Here is a 15648-nt window from a genome sequence, read left to right as displayed (position 1 = left end):
GGCCGCGGGCACGGCGGTCGCGGTGGAGGCCGCGCCACCACCGCCGTCGGGCTGCGAGGCGGGGGCCGTGGGCGGCACGCCCTCGGAACCCGCCGGGGAGTATGCCGTGGCCGTCGCCGGGCCGGGCTGTGCCCCCTGGTCCGTTCGTCTCGCACGGTGTTCCAGGAAGCGGCGCAGGAGGGGTCTGACGATTTCGCCGGCCAGCACCGCCAACAGGAGGTATATCGACAGGGCCAGCCACAGGAAGCCCGGCCAGGCGAGGACCTGCTGGAGCCAGAACGGGGCGCCCGAGCGCTCGGCGACCAGGGCCGTGATCGCCAGGATCCAGCCGCCGGCGATCAGGACCGCGCCCGCGCGGCGCGTCAGGCCCGGGCCGCGGGTCGTGTCGCGGAACAGGCGGCGCCACACGTACCAGTTGGCCGTCACGACCACGGCCAGGACCAGGACGGCGACGAGTACGAAAACGATGACCACGGTGTCGTGTCTCCCGATCGCCCTATGACGTCCGGCGCAGTGCGCGCAGACCACGCAACCCGATGGCCCCGACGACCGTCCCCAATACGAAGGAAACGACGGCGAGCACCAGGTGCACCCAGAAGTACCCCGTGGGACGACCGTCGTCGAACGCGAGCCCGCTGCTGTCCTTGACCAGGTTCTTGACGAAAGTGATCCAGATGACCCAGCTCCACACCCCGAAGGCGAGCAGGAACCAGGAGACGGGGCGGCTGAGCTTCATGCACCCAGTATCGCCAAGCCCTGTCCGGTTCCGTTCGCGGGGTGGGGCCGGAGGCGGGACTTCCCCCCGTACGGCATGTACGTTTCCGACCGTGCCCGCTCCGAAGAAGACCGCCAGGCGATCCCTGCTGGTCACCTCCGCCGTCCTGACCTCCCTCGCGCTGGCCGCGCCCGCCGCCGTCGCCGCCCCCAAGCCCTCGGGCAGCCCCTCGGCGAGCCCGTCGGCCACGCCCCCGGCGTCGATGTCGACCGTGGGCGGCGCCCGGCTCGGCAGGCCGGGGACGCAGGTGAACCTGGCGAGCGGCGTGCCGGTGCTGCCGAAGGACCTGAGCGCCCGCTCCTGGATCGTGGCCGACGCCGAGTCCGGCGATGTGCTGGCCTCACACAACGCGCACTGGCGTCTCGCTCCGGCGAGCACGCTGAAGATGCTGTTCGCGGACACGCTGCTGCCGAAGTTCCCCAGGGACACCAAGCACAAGGTCGTGCCCTCCGACCTGGCCGGCATCGGCCCCGGCTCCAGCATGGTCGGGATAAAGGAGGACGAGACGTACACGGTCCACGACCTCTGGCTGGGCGTCTTCCTTCAGTCCGGTAACGACGCCGTGCACGTGCTGTCCGCGATGAACAAGGGCGTCGAGAACACCGTCAAGGAGATGAACGAGCACGCCGAGGAGATCCAGGCCCTCGACACGCACGTGGTCAGCCCGGACGGCTACGACGCCGAGGGGCAGGTGTCGTCGGCCTACGACCTGACCCTGATCGCCCGCTCCGGGATGCAGAAGAAGGACTTCCGCGAGTACGCCTCGACGGTCACCGCGAAGTTCCCGGGCGAGACGAAGAAGGGTAAGAAGGGCAAAAAGGTCCGTAAGCCCTTCGAGATCCGGAACACCAACCGGCTGCTGGCCGGTGACGTGGACGTGCCCGTCTACCAGGGCATCGCGGGCGTCAAGAACGGCAACACCACCAACGCGGGAGCCACCTTCACCGGCGTCGCCGAGCGCGGTGGCAAGGTGCTGCTGGTGACGGTGATGAACCCGTCGAAGTCCGAACACAACGAGGTCTACAAGGAGACGGCCCGGCTGTTCGACTGGGGCTTCAAGGCGGCCGGGAAGGTGCAGCCGGTGGGCGAGCTGGTGCCGCCCAAGGGTGCCGCCCAGGCCGGTGACCAGCCCGGCGCGAACCCCTCCGGCGAGGCCGGCGGCTCCGGGGACGGCGGCAGCGCTACGGCCGGGACCGGTGCGAAGCCGGTGGCCGGCGCCCCGGCCGCGAACGGCACCAGCGGCATCGGGACCGCGCTCGGCATCACGGGCGGGGTGCTGGTGCTGCTCGCGGGCGGCGCGTTCCTGGTCAACCGCCGCTGGCCGCTGCCGGATCTGGTGCGCCGCCGGACTCGTCCGTGAGACCGGGGACTTCGTCCTCCTTGCTCTGCGTCGCCGTCCAGGAGGCGCAGAACAGCACCAGCTTCGAGGTGAAGTTGATCCACAGCAGCAGCGCGACGGGCACGCCGAACGCGCCGTACATGCTCTTCGCCGCCACGCCCTGTAGATAGCCGCTGAGCAGCAGCTTCAGCAGTTCGAAGCCGATGGCGCCGGTCAGCGCGGCCACCAACAGGCGGTGGCGGCCCGGCTCGACGCCGGGCAGCAGGGTCAGGACGTAGAGCAGAAGCAGGAAGTTGGCGAGGACGGCGATCAGGAACGCGGCGATGTGCAGCAGGACCCCGCCCCAGCCGCCCTCGTCGATGCCGAGCTCCCGGGTGGTCCAGCCGATCATCGCGGAGGCGACGGCGGAGGCGGCGATGGTGACGAGAAGCGCGCCGCCGAGGCCGAGCAGGACCCCCGCGTCCTTGCCGTAGCGCAGGGCGGGGTTCTCCTCGTCGTCGTCGAGGTCCCACACCGCCCGCAGGCACTCGCGCATCGAGCCGGCCCAGCTGACGCCGGTGAAGAACAGCAGCGCGCCCGCGATGAGGCCGATCGTGCCGGCGTTGTCCACGAGGCCGGCGATGTCCAGCTGGTCGGAGATGCCCGGGACCTGCTCGGCGAGCTTGTCCTGGAGCTTCTCCTCCTGCCCCGTGCTCAGCGTGGCGGCGGCGATGGTGGCGGACACCGTCAGCAGCGGGAACAGCGCGACGAAGCTCCTGAAGGTCATCGCGGCGGCCAGCCGCGTCCACTTCACGCGGTCCAGCCGCTCGTACGACCGCCACGCGTGCGTGATCATCAGCCGTTCCGCCCACGGCCCGATCACCGGTAGCTTTTTCAGCCAGTCCATGATCCGACTCTGCCCTCCGCCCGGAACACCCATGTACGGGTACCCCAGAACCGCAGGACTGTGGCCAGTGCCATACCGATGACCGCCCCGGAGACGGTGTCCGCGCGCTGCGAGGTGAGCCCGAGGCCGTAGTGGCTGACGGCCAGGCAGAGCAGTTGTACGGCGGCTCCGGCGAGGTTCACGGCGAAGAACACGGCGTACGGGCGCAGGCCCGGTGCGCGCGTGGTCCGGTAGGGGCCGAGGGCGTTGCCCGCGTAGGCGACCGTGCAGGCGGCCAGGAAGGACAGGGACTTGGCGGGGAGCGGATCGAGTCCGGCCGGCCCGCGCAGGCAGGTGAACAGGGCGAGGTCGACGGCGTAGGCGAGGAGGCCGACGCCGGCGAAGCCGATCAGTTCCCGGCGGGCCGGGAGCGTGGGGCTCCGCCACGCGCGCGTGGTCACCAGTTCGCCACGGCCAGACCGTACATCGCCACCCAGGCCACGCCGATGAGCGCGAGCGCGCGGTCGCGCAGGACGACGTCCTCGGGTTCGCCGGCCGTGCCGCGGTCGGCGAAGACGGCATACCGGAGGATTGCCAGGATGAAGGCGACCATGGACAGCTGGCGCCAGGGCAGCACGCTGGTGTGCGGGACGCCGCCCTCCTCCATGGCCCACAGGCAGTAGCCGAGGACGGCGACACCGGCCGCGAGCTGCCAGACGAAGCGGAGGTAGCCGGTGGTGTACTCGGTGAGCAACGCCCGGGTGGCGCCAGCCTTTCCGGCCATCTGGACGGCTTCCGAGTAGCGCTTGGCCGACACCATGAACAGGGCGCCGAAGCCGGTGGTGATCAGGAACCAGCGCGAGAGCGGGATGCCGAGGGCGAGTCCGCCGATCATCGCCCGCATCAGGAAACCGGTGGTGACGACGGCCAGGTCGACGACGAGGACGTGCTTGAGGCTGATGCAGTAGGCCAGTTGCATGGCGAGGTAGGCGGTCAGCAGCGCGGCGACGGCCGGGCCGCACAACCAGGCCGCAGCGGTGGGCGCGAGGACGCCGAGGCAGCCGCCGACGGCGTAGGCGAGAGGCACGGGGACCTGCCCGGCGGCGACCGGGCGGTGCCGCTTGACGGGGTGGGCGCGGTCGGCGTCGGCGTCGCGGGCGTCGTTGACGAGGTAGACGGCGGCGGCGCAGGCGGTGAAGAGGCAGAACACCAGGGCGAGTTGGATCAGGGCGTGCCGGGAGAAGAGCTCGCCCGCGGCGGCCGGGGCGGCGACCACGAGGACGTTCTTGACCCACTGCTTGGGGCGCGCGGTCCTGAAGAGCCCGGCCACGAGGCCGCCCTTGCGGGGTGGCGCGGGCCGCTCCTGATGGGTGCGCTGCCGCAGGAGGGCCGTCTCAGTCATGGTGGGCGCCTCCCCGCATCCAGCGGGCGCCGAGCCGTGCTGTGAGGGCGCCCAGGGCCGCGCCGGCCGCGACGTCCGTGGGGAAGTGGACGCCGGCCACCAGCCGTGAGACGCACACCAGGCCGGCGAGCGGCGGGACGGCGTGTGCTCCCAGGGCGCCGAAGGCGACGGCGGCGGCCGCCGCGGAGGTGGCGTGCGAGCTGGGGAAGGAGTGCCGGCCGGCCGTGCGCACCAGGGGCTCGACGTGCGCGGGGCGAGGCCGGCGCACGACCCGTTTCACTCCCATGCTGACGAGGTGCGCCCCGGCGGTGAGGGCCGTGCCCCGCAGCCAGGCGCCGCGCCGCCCGCCGTCGACGGCGGCTCCGGCGAGTCCCGCCGCCAGCCACAGCGCCGCGTGCTCCCCCGCCCAGGACAGCGCACGCGCGGCGCCGGCCACGCGCGGGTCGGTGCCGCACTCCCTGAGCGCCGAAACGATCCGGTGGTCCATGTCGTGCAGGTCGTCGAGGTCGTCCATGTGGACTCACTGTTCACGCCCGTGAGGCCTGAACTCCGGCAATATTGAGCGACATCCCATTAATCACCCATTTCGGGGAGAGTTGCCATGTTCTCTAACTAATCGCTCACAGCAGGGCGATACGGTCACAAGCATGTCTGCCGAGACCGATTCCGACCCGGACGTCATGGGCCTGGACCACACCACCGTCACCGGCTGGGGCCGCACCGCCCCCACCGCCGCTTGGCTGATCCGCCCCCGGTCGTACGAGGAGGCCGCGGCGGCCGTCCGGGACTGCGGGGCCCGCGGCGGGATCCCCCGGGGCCTGGGGCGGGCGTACGGGGACGCGGCGCAGAACGCGGGCGGCTCCGTACTCGACATGACGGCCCTGGACCGGGTGCACGCCATCGACGCCGACGGCGGCACCGTGCTGTGCGACGCGGGTGTCTCCCTGCACCGGCTGATGGAGGTGCTGCTGCCGCTCGGCTGGTTCGTGCCGGTCACCCCCGGCACCCGCTACGTCACCGTCGGCGGGGCCATCGGCGCCGACATCCACGGCAAGAACCACCACGTCTCCGGCTCCTTCGCGCGGCACGTGCTCGCCCTCGAACTGCTCACCGCGGACGGCGAGGTCCGCACGGTGATCCCCGGCACGCCGCTCTTCGACGCCACGGCCGGCGGCATGGGCCTGACCGGCGTGATCCTCACCGCGACGATCCGGCTCCAGCCGGTCGAGACCTCGCTGATGTCGGTCGACACGGAGCGGGCGACGGACCTCGACGACCTGATGGCCCGGCTCGCGGCCACCGACCACCGCTACCGCTACTCGGTCGCCTGGATCGACCTGCTGGCCCGGGGCGCCGCCACCGGCCGCGCGGTCCTCACCCGCGGTGACCACGCACCCCTGGACGCTCTTCCCGCCCGCCTGCGCCGGGACCCGCTGGCCTTCCGCACCTCCCGCCTCCCGGCCACCCCGGCGATCCTCCCCGAGGGCCTGCTCAGCCGGACGACCGTGGGCCTGTTCAACGAGCTGTGGTACCGCAAGGCCCCCCGCTCCCGGACCGGCCAACTCCAGCGGATCTCCGGCTTCTTCCACCCCCTGGACGGTGTGCCCCACTGGAACCGCGTCTACGGCCGGGGCGGCTTCGTCCAGTACCAGTTCGTCGTCGGCCACGGCCGCGAGGACGCCCTGCGTCGCATCGTGCGCCGCATCTCCGAACGCCGCTGCCCGTCCTTCCTGGCCGTCCTCAAGCGCTTCGGGGAATCCGACCCGGGCTGGCTGTCGTTCCCCGTGCCGGGCTGGACGCTGGCCCTGGACATCCCGGCGGGCCTGCCCGGCCTCGGCGCGTTCCTCGACGAACTGGACGAGGAGGTCGCCGCCGCGGGCGGGCGCGTCTACCTCGCCAAGGACGCCCGGCTGCGCCCGGAGCTGCTTGCGGCCATGTACCCGCGACTCGACGACTTCCGCGAACTGCGCGCCCGGCTGGACCCGTGCGGGGTGTTCGTGTCCGACCTGGCCCGCCGCCTCAGTCTCTGAGCCATCTCTAGGAGCTGCTGTCATGAAGGACGCCTTCGGCCTCCCCCAGTCCCTGCTCGTCCTCGGCGGTACGTCGGAGATCGCGCTGGCGACCGCCCGCCGGCTGATCGCCCGCCGCACCCGTACGGTCTGGCTGGCCGGCCGCCCCTCCCCCGCCCTGGAGGAGGCCGCCGGGCAGCTGCGCGGGCTCGGCGCCGACGTGCACACCCTCGCCTTCGACGCACTCGACCCCGCCTCCCACGAGGCGGTGCTCGGCAAGGTCTTCGCCGAGGGCGACGTCGACATGGTGCTGCTCGCCTTCGGGCTGCTCGGCGACCAGGCCCGCGACGAGCGGGAGCCGGAGGCGGCGGTGCGGGTCGCGCAGACCAACTACACCGGCGCGGTCTCGGCGGGCCTGGTGTGCGCCCGTTCGCTCCAGTCCCAGGGGCACGGCTCGCTGGTCGTGATGTCCTCCGTCGCGGGCGAGCGGGCCCGCCGGGCGAACTTCATCTACGGCTCCAGCAAGGCCGGCCTCGACGCCTTCGCGCAGGGCCTGGGCGACGCGCTGCACGGCACGGGTGTGCACGTCATGGTCGTACGCCCCGGCTTCGTCCGGACGCGGATGACCGCCGGTCTGCCCGAGGCGCCGCTGGCCACCACGCCCGAGGCGGTCGCGTCGGCCGTGGAGCTGGGGCTGCGGCGCCGCACGGAGACGGTGTGGGTGCCGGGGACGCTGCGCGTGGTGATGGCGGCGCTGCGGCATCTGCCGCGCGGGGTGTTCCGGCGGCTGCCGGTCTGACCCCGCGGGCGGGTCAGCGGATGGGGACGGAGCCGCGCTCCACCCGCCCGGCCTGCGGGGGGACCACCGAGCCGCCGAAGGGGAACTCGCGGAGCTTGCGCCAGACGCCGTCGGCGCCCTGCTCGTAGAGGGCGAAGCCGGTGCAGGGCCACTCGGCCTCGTAGCCGGCGAGTTCCTCGAAGGCGCGGTCCATGGCCGCCTCGTCGATGCCGTGCGCCACGGTGACGTGCGGGTGGTACGGGAACTGCAGCTCGCGGTCGACCGGCCCGTCGGGGTCGCGGACCTGCTGCTGGAGCAGCGTGCAGGCCTCCGCGCCCGCGACGACCTGGACGAACACCACCGGCGACAGGGGCCGGAAGGTGCCGGTGCCGGACAGCCGCATGGGGAAGGCGCGGCCGGCGGCGGCGACCTCGGCCAGATGCGCCTCGACGGCCGGCAGGGACGCCTCGTCGATCTCTGTCGGCGGCAGCAGGGTGACGTGCGTGGGGATGCCGTGAGCGGCGGCGTCGCCGAAGCCCGCGCGCAGCTGCTGGAGCTCGCTGCCGTGAGGCTCCGGGACCGCGATCGAGACACCGATCGTTACGGTCCCCACGTCGTCTCCTGTCGTGTCAGTGTGGCCGCTGATACGACCACCCGGTTATCGACTGTACGGCCACGACCGGGTTACGGGCAGGCGCAACCGGAGTGATGTACAGCGCTGTTCGGTGGTACGGCTGTGTGCGGGGGCGGGTTCAGTGCTTGGCGGGCAGGAAGCCGACCCTGTCGTACGCCTGCGCGAGGGTCTCCGCCGCGACCGCGCGGGCCTTCTCGGCGCCCTTGGCCAGGATCGAGTCGAGCGTCTCGGGGTCGTCCAGGTACTGCTGGGTGCGCTCCCGGAACGGCGTCACGAAGTCGACCATGATCTCGGCGAGGTCCGTCTTGAGCGCGCCGTACATCTTGCCGGTGTACTTCTCCTCCAGCTCGGCGATGCTCTCGCCGGTGAGGGTCGAGTAGATCGTGAGCAGGTTGCTGACGCCCGGCTTGTTCTCGGCGTCGTAGCGGATCACCGTGTCGGTGTCGGTGACGGCGCTCTTGACCTTCTTGGCCGTGGCCTTGGGCTCGTCGAGGAGGTTGATGAGGCCCTTCGGCGTGGACGCCGACTTGCTCATCTTGATCGACGGGTCCTGGAGGTCGTAGATCTTCGCCGTCTCCTTGAGGATGTACGGCTTCGGCAGCGTGAAGGTCTCGCCGAAGCGGCCGTTGAAGCGCGTGGCGAGGTCGCGGGTGAGCTCGATGTGCTGGCGCTGGTCCTCACCGACGGGGACCTCGTGGGCCTGGTAGAGCAGGATGTCCGCGACCTGGAGGATCGGGTACGTGAACAGGCCGACCGAGGCCCGCTCGGCGCCCTGCTTGGCGGACTTGTCCTTGAACTGCGTCATCCGGCCGGCCTCGCCGAAGCCGGTGAGGCAGTTCATGATCCAGGCGAGCTGGGCGTGCTCGGGGACGTGGCTCTGCACGAAGAGCGTGCAGCGGTCCGGGTCGAGACCCGCCGCGAGGAGCTGGGCCGCGGCCAGGCGCGTGTTCGCGCGCAGGTCCTTCGGGTCCTGCGGGATGGTGATCGCGTGCAGGTCGACGACCATGTAGAACGCGTCGTGGGTCTCCTGGAGGGCCACCCACTGGCGGACGGCGCCGAGGTAGTTGCCGAGGTGGAACGAGCCGGCGGTGGGCTGGATCCCGGAGAGCACGCGAGGTCGGTCAGAGGCCATGCTCACCATTCTCTCAGGTCCCGGGAGCCGATCCGGAACAGGCCGGAAACAGACGGGATGCCGTTCGGCCCCGGGGGTGTAACAAGGGGTGAGGCGCGGGAGGGGGGCTGTCCCGGGCGGCGGACGGGGAGGGGGAACCCATGCGGGCACGGGGCGGGGCGGGGGAACCACGGCGTCGGGGCCGGGTGGGTTCGGCCCCGTTCCGGGGCCGGGTGGTGCGGTGGGTGCTGGTGGTGTCCGTGGCGGCCGTGCCGGCCGGGGGCGCGACGGTGACGGCCGCCACTGCCCTCCCCGCGCGGGGGCGGGACGTGCCCGACGTGGCGATGGTCGTCGCGGGCGGTACGGGGCGGACGACGGCGGTGCGCTCCGGCGAGCCGGCCTTCGCCCGGCTGTGGCAGCTGCTGGAGCCCACGCACAGGGGGACGGAGCGGGTGCCGGAGGAGTGGGCGGAGGGGAGCTTCCCGCGGGTGCGGTTCACAGTGGTGTGGGGGCTGTCCGGAGTCGGCGGGTGGCCGAGCACGAACCGGCCGCCGGGCGGGGACGTGGCCGTCGAGCGGCAGGACCAGCTGGTGGTGGCCGCGGACGGCACGCCGTGGGTGCGCTCGGATCCGACGCCCGCCGTGGAGGACGACGACATCCGCTGGCACCGGGCGCCCCGGTCCGTCTTCGAGCGACTGGACAGGACGCGGCTGCTCGGTGACGGGGACGGCGGTTCCGCCGCGGACCCGGACGGTCCGGCGCGGGGTGACGTCCGGTGGGCGGTGACGGCGGCGGCGCTGGGGCTCGCGGCCGGTGCGGGCGGCACGCTGCTGATACGCCGCGCGGCGGCCCGGCGGGAAGCCGGACCGCCGCGGGAGGAGCCGCGTCAGGTGCTCATCGACCTGGACGAGTGACGGGCCCGGGGGGTCAGCCCAGGTCGATCTCCGGGTACAGCGGGAAACCGGCCACGAGGTCGGTGGCGCGGCGGGAGATCTCGTCGGCGACCTTGCCGTCGAGCACGTGGGCCGCCTTGGAGGGGGCGCCCGACTTCGTCGTGCCCGGCTCCGTGGTGGTGAGGACGCGGTCGATGAGGCCGGCGACCTCGTCCATCTCGGCGGTGCCGAGGCCGCGGGTGGTCAGGGCGGGGGTGCCGATGCGGATGCCGGAGGTGTACCAGGCGCCGTTCGGGTCGGCGGGGATGGCGTTGCGGTTGGTGACGATGCCCGACTCCAGCAGGGCGGCCTCGGCCTGGCGGCCGGTGAGGCCGTAGGAGGAGGCGACGTCGATCAGGTTCAGGTGGTTGTCCGTGCCGCCGGTCACGAGGGTCGCGCCGCGGCGCATCAGGCCTTCGGCGAGGGCCCGGGAGTTGTCGACGATGCGCTGGGCGTAGTCGCGGAAGGACTCCTGGCGGGCCTCAGCGAGGGCGACCGCCTTGGCGGCCATGACGTGCGGGAGCGGGCCGCCGAGGACCATCGGGCAGCCGCGGTCGACCTGGTCCTTCAGCGAGTCGTCGCACAGGACCATGCCGCCGCGGGGGCCGCGCAGCGACTTGTGGGTGGTCGTCGTCACGATCTGGGCGTGCGGGACCGGGTCGAAGTCGCCGGTGAGGACCTTGCCCGCGACCAGGCCGGCGAAGTGCGCCATGTCGACCATCAGCGTCGCGCCGACCTCGTCGGCGATCTCCCGCATGATGCGGAAGTTCACCAGACGGGGGTAGGCGGAGTAGCCGGCGACGATGATCAGCGGCTTGAACTCGCGGGCGGAGGTGCGCAGCGCCTCGTAGTCGATGAGTCCCGTGGCCGGGTCGGTGCCGTAGGAGCGCTGGTCGAACATCTTGCCGGAGATGTTCGGGCGGAAGCCGTGGGTGAGGTGGCCGCCGGCGTCCAGCGACATGCCGAGCATGCGCTGGTTGCCGAAGGCCTGGCGCAGCTCGGCCCAGTCGGCGTCGGTCAGGTCGTTGATCTGGCGGGCGCCGGTCTTCTCCAGGAAGGGCACCTCGACGCGGGCGCCGAGGACGGCCCAGAAGGCGACCAGGTTGGCGTCGATGCCGGAGTGCGGCTGGACGTAGGCGTGGCGGGCGCCGAAGAGCTCCTTGGCGTGCTCGGCGGCGAGCGACTCGACGGTGTCGACGTTGCGGCAGCCGGCGTAGAAGCGGCGGCCGATGGTGCCCTCGGCGTACTTGTCGCTGAACCAGTTGCCCATCGCCAGGAGCGTGGCCGGGGAGGCGTAGTTCTCCGACGCGATCAGCTTGAGCATCTCGCGCTGGTCGGCGACCTCCTGGCCGATGGCGTCCGCCACGCGGGGTTCGATGGCGCGGATCACGTCGAGGGCGGCGCGGTAGGCGGTGGAAGCGGTGGAGAGGGGCTCGGCTGACATGGTGGACCTCCGGACGTTGCGTTCAGCGTTCACGGTACGGCCCAGGCGCACGGCTCTCTCTGCACGGGCCGCTCCCCGATGGTTGGTCCCATCCCAGCGCGCCAGTCACGGCCCGGGGTCAGCCTACCGGGTGGGGCGGGCGGGGTGCGTCTGCCGGGTTGCTCTTCGTAGCCGGGTGCGGGTCGTCGCTGGTTGACCGCGCAGTTCCCCGCGCCCCTGAGGAACGCGGCCAGCCCCCGTCTAGAGGATCACGTGGGGCAGGAACCTCGCGTACTCGTCCGTGATCAGGCCCGACGACTCTCTGATGCCCAGGCCCGCCGACTCGTTCTCCACCACCCAGGCGCCCAGGACGACGCGGTTGCCGTCGAAGTCGGGGAGGGGAGCCAGTTGCTGGTAGCAGCAGGGCTCGTCACGGACGGCGGGGGCGGATCCGGGGTCGTGGATCGTGACGCCCGCGCCCTCGCGACCCAGGAGGGGCTTGGCCACCCAGCCCTCGGCGGTCAGGTCACGGGGGCCGTCCAGATACGCGGGGAGGAGGTTCGGGTGGTCCGGATACAGCTCCCAGAGGATCGCCAGGAGCGCCTTGTTGCTCAGGAGCATCTTCCAGGCCGGCTCGATCCACAGGGTGGAGCCGGAGCCGCCGCCGTTGTCGAGGGTGTCCAGGACGTGGTCGGCGAAGCGGTCGGTGGTGAGCCATTCCCAGGGGTAGAGCTTGAAGACGCTGCGGATGAAGCGCAGGCGCTGGTCGACGAAGCGGCCGGAGAGGCGGTCCCAGCCGATCTCCTCCATGGAGATCCAGTCGGTGGCGAGGCCGGCCTGCTCGGCGGTCTCCTTGAGGTAGGCGACCGTCATCATGTCCTCGCCGAGTTCGTCGGCGGCGGAGTACGCGAAGTAGAGGGGGCTGCCCGGCGGGAGGAGGGCGGCCTGCTTCTTCCAGGCGTCGATGAGGCGCTCGTGCAGGGAGTTCCACTGGTCGGCGCCGGGGAAACGCTCCTCCATCCAGAACCACTGGGGGGACGCGGCCTCGACCAGTGAGGTGGGGGTGTCGGCGTTGTACTCCAGGAGCCTGGCCGGACCGGTGCCGTCATAGCGGAGGTCGAAGCGGCCGTAGACGGAGGGGAGTTCGGCTCTGCGGTGCCAGGCCTCGGCGACCCGGCGGGCGACGCGGGGGTCGGTGATGCCGAGGTCGGCGAAGCGGTCCTCGGCGACGATGTGGCCGGCCGCCGCCAGGCACATGCGGTGGAGTTCCTCGACCACCTCTTCGAGGGCCTCGATCTCCTCCAGGGAGAAGACGTAGTACGCGCTCTCGTCCCAGTAGGGGCGCAGGGAGTCGTCGGGGTAGCGGGTCAGGGGGTAGATCAGGCCCTGTTCCTCGACGGTCTGCTGCCAGCCGGGGCGGGGCTCCATGGTGCGGCGTTCCATCTGCTGCCTCCGCCCGGTCAGCCGCCGCCGCTGCCGCTGCCGGAGCAGCCGAAGCCGCCCCGGTCGACGGCCTCGTCGCGGCTGAAGGTGCCGTGGTCGGCCCAGCCGCCGCTGACGTCGGCGTCGTAGTACCAGTCGGCGTCGGTGGCCTTGGTCTTGCCGGTCTTCTTGCGGCCCTTGCCGGAGGAGGACGTGCCGGACGAGCAGTTCTTGTCGGCGACGATCTTGTAGCCGTTGATGTAGTCGTAGCTGTCCCGGTCCACACAGCGGCGGTCGGGGTCCGAGCCGCACGCGGACAGGGCCGCCGCGAGGACGCCCATGCCGCCCAGCACCACCGTGCTCGAACGCAACCGTCGCCGTGTCTCAGCCATGTGCGTGTCTCCCCGCATCTCCCCGTGTGCACTGACAGACGGTCAGCCTAGAGATCGGTGTGAACGGCCACGCATGGCCCCCCGTCCCCAGGCACTCCCCTACTGTCGATTTGTGATCTTTGGAATGGTGTGCGCCCTCGGTGCGGCGGTCTGCTTCGGTACGGCGACCGTGTTGCAGGCGATCGCCGCGCGGTCGGCGGCGGCGACCGCGCCGGCCGGGGACGTGGCACTGCTGTGGCGGGCGCTGCGGCAGTGGCGGTATCTCGCCGGACTCGCACTGGACGGGCTCGGTTTCGTGTTGCAGATCCTCGCGCTGCGGTCGGTGCCGATCTACGCGGTGGGGGCGGCGCTGGCGGCAAGCCTCGCGGTGACGGCCGTGGTCGCGGCGCGGCTGCTCAGGGTGCGGCTGAGCCGCGTGGAGTGGGCGGCGGTGGCGGTGGTGTGTGCCGGGCTGGCCCTGCTGGGGCTGGCCTCCGGGGCGGAGGGTGACGAGGAGGGGCCGGCCTGGCTGACGTGGGCGATGCTCGGGGCGGCGGCCGGGGTGCTGCTGCTCGGGGCCGTGGCCGGGCGGCTGCCGGAGCGGGGGCGGGCGCTGACGCTCGGGCTGGGGGCGGGGCTCGGGTTCGGCGTGGTGGAGGTGTCGGTGCGGTTGATCGACGGGTTCTCTGCCGGTGAGCTGTTCCCCAACCCGGCGACGTACGCGCTGCTGCTCGGCGGCGGGGCGGCGTTCCTGCTGCTGACCACGGCTCTACAGCGCGGGTCGGTGACCACGGCGACGGCCGGTCTGGTGCTCGGGGAGACGGTCGCGCCCGCGCTGATCGGCGTGATGTGGCTCGGGGACCGTACGCGGCCGGGGCTGGGGTGGCTGGCGATCGTCGGTTTCGCGGTGGCGGTGGCGGGGGCGCTGGCGTTGTCGCGGTTCGGGGAGGCGCCGGTGGAGGCGGAGGAGAGCGCGGTCGCGCCGAGTTGAGCGGATGCGCTTTCCGGCCTGCGGGGATTCTGCATCTTCCGGGTGACCCACGGGATGGCCTTGGGGATGACCTCCGGGATGGCCTCCGGGCAACCGGAACATTCTTCGTTGAATCTTGAACGCGCGGTGAGCGCTTCCCGTACGGGAGGGCGTGACCAGTAATTCCGTCACGGTCACCGTGGCCTGTCGCATGAAGCCGGACCGTGCAGCCGCATTCCACTCGTGGGGGTGGGCGATGCCGGGCGCGACCGCGCGGCGTCCGGGAATATGAGCGCGGTTTTCCCGCCGGTGCTCCTGTTCGATCTGACGGTGCTTCCCCGTCTCGGTGATCTCCATGCACTGTCGCGCACGCTGCTGTTGTGTCTGTGCGTAACGGCTCTTGTCACCTGGATTCTCATGCCGCGGCTCCAGCGATTCTTCCGGACATGGCTGCACCCCGTCGCTCCAGGCACTGCGCGGGCGGCACAAACGCCGGGCCGTACAGGCCCGCGAACGAACAGAGGGAGGTGGGCGGGTGAGGACCCTGCTCATCGACAACGACGACTCGTACACGTACAACCTGTTCCACCTGATCGCCGAGGTCAACGGCGAGGAGCCGGTGGTCGTCCGGAACGACGCTCCCGTCGACGGTCTTCCCGATCTCCGGGCGTTCGACAACCTCGTGGTGTCCCCCGGGCCCGGACATCCGGGCGAGGCGCGTGATGTCGGTATCGGCAGCAGACTGCTCGCGACCTCCCCGGTTCCGGTACTCGGAGTGTGTCCGGGGCATCAGGGGATCACGCTCGGGGAGGCCGGGCTGGTGGAGCCCGCTCCGGAGCCGCGGCACGGGCATCTGTCCACGATCCGGCATGACGGCCGGGACCTGTTCCACGGTCTGCCGCAGCACTTCACCGCCGTTCGCTACCACTCGCCGGCCGTGCGCGAGCCGTTGCCGGATTCGCTGGAGGCCACGGCCTGGGCGGAGGACGGCGCCCTGATGGGGCTCCGGCACCGCAGCCGGCCGCTGTGGGGAGTGCAGTTCCATCCGGAGTCGGCCCTCACGGAGTACGGGCACCGCATGCTCGTGAACTTCCGCAACCTCACCGCCGAGCGGACGGGCAAGCTGCGCACGAAGAACACGGCCGTGCCCTCGCCCGAGCAGGTCCGGCGGCGGGTCATGGTCCCGGAGGGCGACGCGGGGGCCCGGCGCCCTCCGGGCGGTCTTCTCGGCCTCGGCGGCGTGCGTCGCCCGGTGGCCGCGGCCGTCTTCCAGGTCGCCGCCGTCACCCGGGCGAAGGCCGACGCCCCCGGCGGCCCAGGGGCAACGGGCCTCGACGGGACCACGCCGTCGAGCAAACCGGCTCCGTCGGCGGGAGTCGGGCTCGGCCCCGGGTCCATGGCGGAAGCCCCGCTCGCTCTTACGCCCGGCGGGACGGCCGCGGCAGCGGGGCAGGGGCCAGGCCCCGAGTCCACGGCGTCCGCCCCACTCGCCGGGACACCCGTCGGCGCGGCAGCGGCAGCGGCAGCGACAGCAGGACCGGGACCGGGCCCCGAAGCTGTCGCACCTCACCCGGCGGTGCCCGGCGGGGAGGGCCCGGCTGACACGGTGCCCGGCGG

16 protein-coding genes, 2 pseudogenes and 1 riboswitch are annotated in these 15648 nt (G+C 72.2%); of the genes and pseudogenes, 7 read left to right on the top strand and 11 right to left on the bottom strand.

Features of this window, described 5'->3' with window-relative positions; genetic code table 11:
* Both GTY56_RS23465 and GTY56_RS23460 read right to left on the bottom strand, forming a co-directional pair.
* Nucleotides 1-474, bottom strand: a pseudogene (locus GTY56_RS23465) (metallophosphoesterase); the annotation flags it as partial.
* 22 nt (nucleotides 475-496) lie between these two features.
* On the bottom strand, nucleotides 497-736 hold the full coding sequence (locus GTY56_RS23460) for an SCO4848 family membrane protein (protein ID WP_161367306.1): 240 nt from the start codon (nucleotides 734-736) through the stop codon (nucleotides 497-499).
* A 91-nt stretch (nucleotides 737-827) separates the two neighbouring features.
* Between GTY56_RS23460 and GTY56_RS23455 the strand changes: the two genes are divergently transcribed.
* Nucleotides 828-2135 carry a D-alanyl-D-alanine carboxypeptidase family protein gene (locus GTY56_RS23455; protein ID WP_346345549.1) on the top strand — a complete coding sequence of 436 codons (1308 nt, stop codon included), beginning with the start codon at nucleotides 828-830 and terminating at the stop codon, nucleotides 2133-2135.
* Here GTY56_RS23455 and GTY56_RS23450 read toward each other — a convergent pair.
* The 4 genes from GTY56_RS23450 to GTY56_RS23435 are packed head-to-tail and all read right to left on the bottom strand — an operon-like array spanning nucleotide 2083 to nucleotide 4895.
* Nucleotides 2083-3000, bottom strand: coding sequence for a YihY/virulence factor BrkB family protein (locus tag GTY56_RS23450; RefSeq protein WP_202510613.1), 918 nt, complete (start codon nucleotides 2998-3000; stop codon nucleotides 2083-2085). The genes GTY56_RS23455 and GTY56_RS23450 overlap by 53 nt on opposite strands.
* On the bottom strand, nucleotides 2988-3440 hold the full coding sequence (locus GTY56_RS23445; protein ID WP_161367303.1) for a GtrA family protein: 453 nt from the start codon (nucleotides 3438-3440) through the stop codon (nucleotides 2988-2990). Before GTY56_RS23445 ends, GTY56_RS23450 begins: the two co-directional genes overlap by 13 nt.
* Nucleotides 3437-4381 (bottom strand): decaprenyl-phosphate phosphoribosyltransferase, encoded by a 945-nt coding sequence (locus GTY56_RS23440; RefSeq protein WP_161367302.1) that lies wholly within the window; start codon nucleotides 4379-4381, stop codon nucleotides 3437-3439. Before GTY56_RS23440 ends, GTY56_RS23445 begins: the two co-directional genes overlap by 4 nt.
* Nucleotides 4374-4895 (bottom strand): phosphatase PAP2 family protein, encoded by a 522-nt coding sequence (locus GTY56_RS23435; RefSeq protein ID WP_161367301.1) that lies wholly within the window; start codon nucleotides 4893-4895, stop codon nucleotides 4374-4376. Before GTY56_RS23435 ends, GTY56_RS23440 begins: the two co-directional genes overlap by 8 nt.
* A 133-nt stretch (nucleotides 4896-5028) precedes the next feature.
* Here GTY56_RS23435 and dprE1 point away from each other — a divergent pair, with 133 nt between their 5' ends.
* The gene (dprE1, locus tag GTY56_RS23430) at nucleotides 5029-6411 is read left to right on the top strand and encodes a decaprenylphosphoryl-beta-D-ribose oxidase (protein ID WP_161367300.1); all 1383 of its coding nucleotides are present in this window, start codon (nucleotides 5029-5031) and stop codon (nucleotides 6409-6411) included.
* Between the two features lie 22 nt (nucleotides 6412-6433).
* On the top strand, nucleotides 6434-7189 hold the full coding sequence (gene dprE2, locus GTY56_RS23425) for a decaprenylphospho-beta-D-erythro-pentofuranosid-2-ulose 2-reductase (RefSeq protein ID WP_161367299.1): 756 nt from the start codon (nucleotides 6434-6436) through the stop codon (nucleotides 7187-7189).
* A gap of 13 nt (nucleotides 7190-7202) precedes the next feature.
* On the opposite strand, the gene GTY56_RS23420 is transcribed toward dprE2, so the two are convergent.
* Together GTY56_RS23420 and trpS are read right to left on the bottom strand one after the other, a co-directional pair.
* Nucleotides 7203-7781, bottom strand: coding sequence for a 2'-5' RNA ligase family protein (locus GTY56_RS23420; protein WP_161367298.1), 579 nt, complete (start codon nucleotides 7779-7781; stop codon nucleotides 7203-7205).
* A gap of 139 nt (nucleotides 7782-7920) precedes the next feature.
* The gene (gene trpS / locus GTY56_RS23415) at nucleotides 7921-8934 is read right to left on the bottom strand and encodes a tryptophan--tRNA ligase (protein ID WP_033311646.1); all 1014 of its coding nucleotides are present in this window, start codon (nucleotides 8932-8934) and stop codon (nucleotides 7921-7923) included.
* Between the two features lie 224 nt (nucleotides 8935-9158).
* On the opposite strand from trpS, the gene GTY56_RS23410 reads away from it, so the two are divergent.
* The gene (locus GTY56_RS23410; RefSeq protein ID WP_524540131.1) at nucleotides 9159-9827 is read left to right on the top strand and encodes a hypothetical protein; all 669 of its coding nucleotides are present in this window, start codon (nucleotides 9159-9161) and stop codon (nucleotides 9825-9827) included.
* Nucleotides 9828-9840: 13 nt separating this feature from the next.
* On the opposite strand, the gene GTY56_RS23405 is transcribed toward GTY56_RS23410, so the two are convergent.
* From GTY56_RS23405 to GTY56_RS23395, 3 genes are all read right to left on the bottom strand, one after another.
* Entirely contained in the window at nucleotides 9841-11340 is a 1500-nt protein-coding gene (locus GTY56_RS23405) for a glycine hydroxymethyltransferase (RefSeq protein WP_161367297.1), read from the bottom strand.
* Nucleotides 11322-11408, bottom strand: a riboswitch (ZMP/ZTP riboswitch). It overlaps the preceding gene by 19 nt.
* A gap of 121 nt (nucleotides 11409-11529) precedes the next feature.
* On the bottom strand, nucleotides 11530-12711 hold the full coding sequence (locus tag GTY56_RS23400; protein WP_161367296.1) for a glutathionylspermidine synthase family protein: 1182 nt from the start codon (nucleotides 12709-12711) through the stop codon (nucleotides 11530-11532).
* Between the two features lie 17 nt (nucleotides 12712-12728).
* On the bottom strand, nucleotides 12729-13082 hold the full coding sequence (locus GTY56_RS23395) for a hypothetical protein (RefSeq protein WP_161367295.1): 354 nt from the start codon (nucleotides 13080-13082) through the stop codon (nucleotides 12729-12731).
* A 124-nt stretch (nucleotides 13083-13206) separates the two neighbouring features.
* On the opposite strand from GTY56_RS23395, the gene GTY56_RS23390 reads away from it, so the two are divergent.
* From GTY56_RS23390 to GTY56_RS40030, 3 genes and pseudogenes are all read left to right on the top strand, one after another.
* On the top strand, nucleotides 13207-14052 hold the full coding sequence (locus GTY56_RS23390) for a DMT family protein (RefSeq protein WP_161367307.1): 846 nt from the start codon (nucleotides 13207-13209) through the stop codon (nucleotides 14050-14052).
* Between the two features lie 267 nt (nucleotides 14053-14319).
* A pseudogene (locus tag GTY56_RS41625) lies at nucleotides 14320-14424 on the top strand (hypothetical protein); the annotation flags it as partial.
* A gap of 142 nt (nucleotides 14425-14566) precedes the next feature.
* A partial coding sequence (locus GTY56_RS40030; RefSeq protein WP_346345547.1) for an anthranilate synthase component II occupies nucleotides 14567-15648 on the top strand: 1082 nt, incomplete at its 3' end.

The organism is Streptomyces sp. SID5643 (assembly GCF_009872555.1).
In the GTDB taxonomy this organism is placed as follows: Bacteria; Actinomycetota; Actinomycetes; order Streptomycetales; family Streptomycetaceae; genus Streptomyces; species Streptomyces iakyrus.
Note: the sequence above shows the minus strand (reverse complement) of the source record. Positions and strands in the feature narration are given on the sequence as shown.

Excerpts from the sequence above, each read along its gene's own strand:
- trpS (WP_033311646.1), bottom strand. The coding sequence starts at position 8,934 with ATGGCCTCTGACCGACCTCGCGTGCTCTCCGGGATCCAGCCCACCGCC.
- GTY56_RS23450 (WP_202510613.1), bottom strand. The coding sequence starts at position 3,000 with ATGGACTGGCTGAAAAAGCTACCGGTGATCGGGCCGTGGGCGGAACGG.
- GTY56_RS23395 (WP_161367295.1), bottom strand. The coding sequence starts at position 13,082 with ATGGCTGAGACACGGCGACGGTTGCGTTCGAGCACGGTGGTGCTGGGC.
- GTY56_RS23390 (WP_161367307.1), top strand. The coding sequence starts at position 13,207 with ATGGTGTGCGCCCTCGGTGCGGCGGTCTGCTTCGGTACGGCGACCGTG.
- dprE2 (WP_161367299.1), top strand. The coding sequence starts at position 6,434 with ATGAAGGACGCCTTCGGCCTCCCCCAGTCCCTGCTCGTCCTCGGCGGT.
- GTY56_RS23435 (WP_161367301.1), bottom strand. The coding sequence starts at position 4,895 with ATGGACGACCTCGACGACCTGCACGACATGGACCACCGGATCGTTTCG.
- GTY56_RS23400 (WP_161367296.1), bottom strand. The coding sequence starts at position 12,711 with ATGGAACGCCGCACCATGGAGCCCCGCCCCGGCTGGCAGCAGACCGTC.
- GTY56_RS23460 (WP_161367306.1), bottom strand. The coding sequence starts at position 736 with ATGAAGCTCAGCCGCCCCGTCTCCTGGTTCCTGCTCGCCTTCGGGGTG.
- GTY56_RS23440 (WP_161367302.1), bottom strand. The coding sequence starts at position 4,381 with ATGACTGAGACGGCCCTCCTGCGGCAGCGCACCCATCAGGAGCGGCCC.
- dprE1 (WP_161367300.1), top strand. The coding sequence starts at position 5,029 with ATGTCTGCCGAGACCGATTCCGACCCGGACGTCATGGGCCTGGACCAC.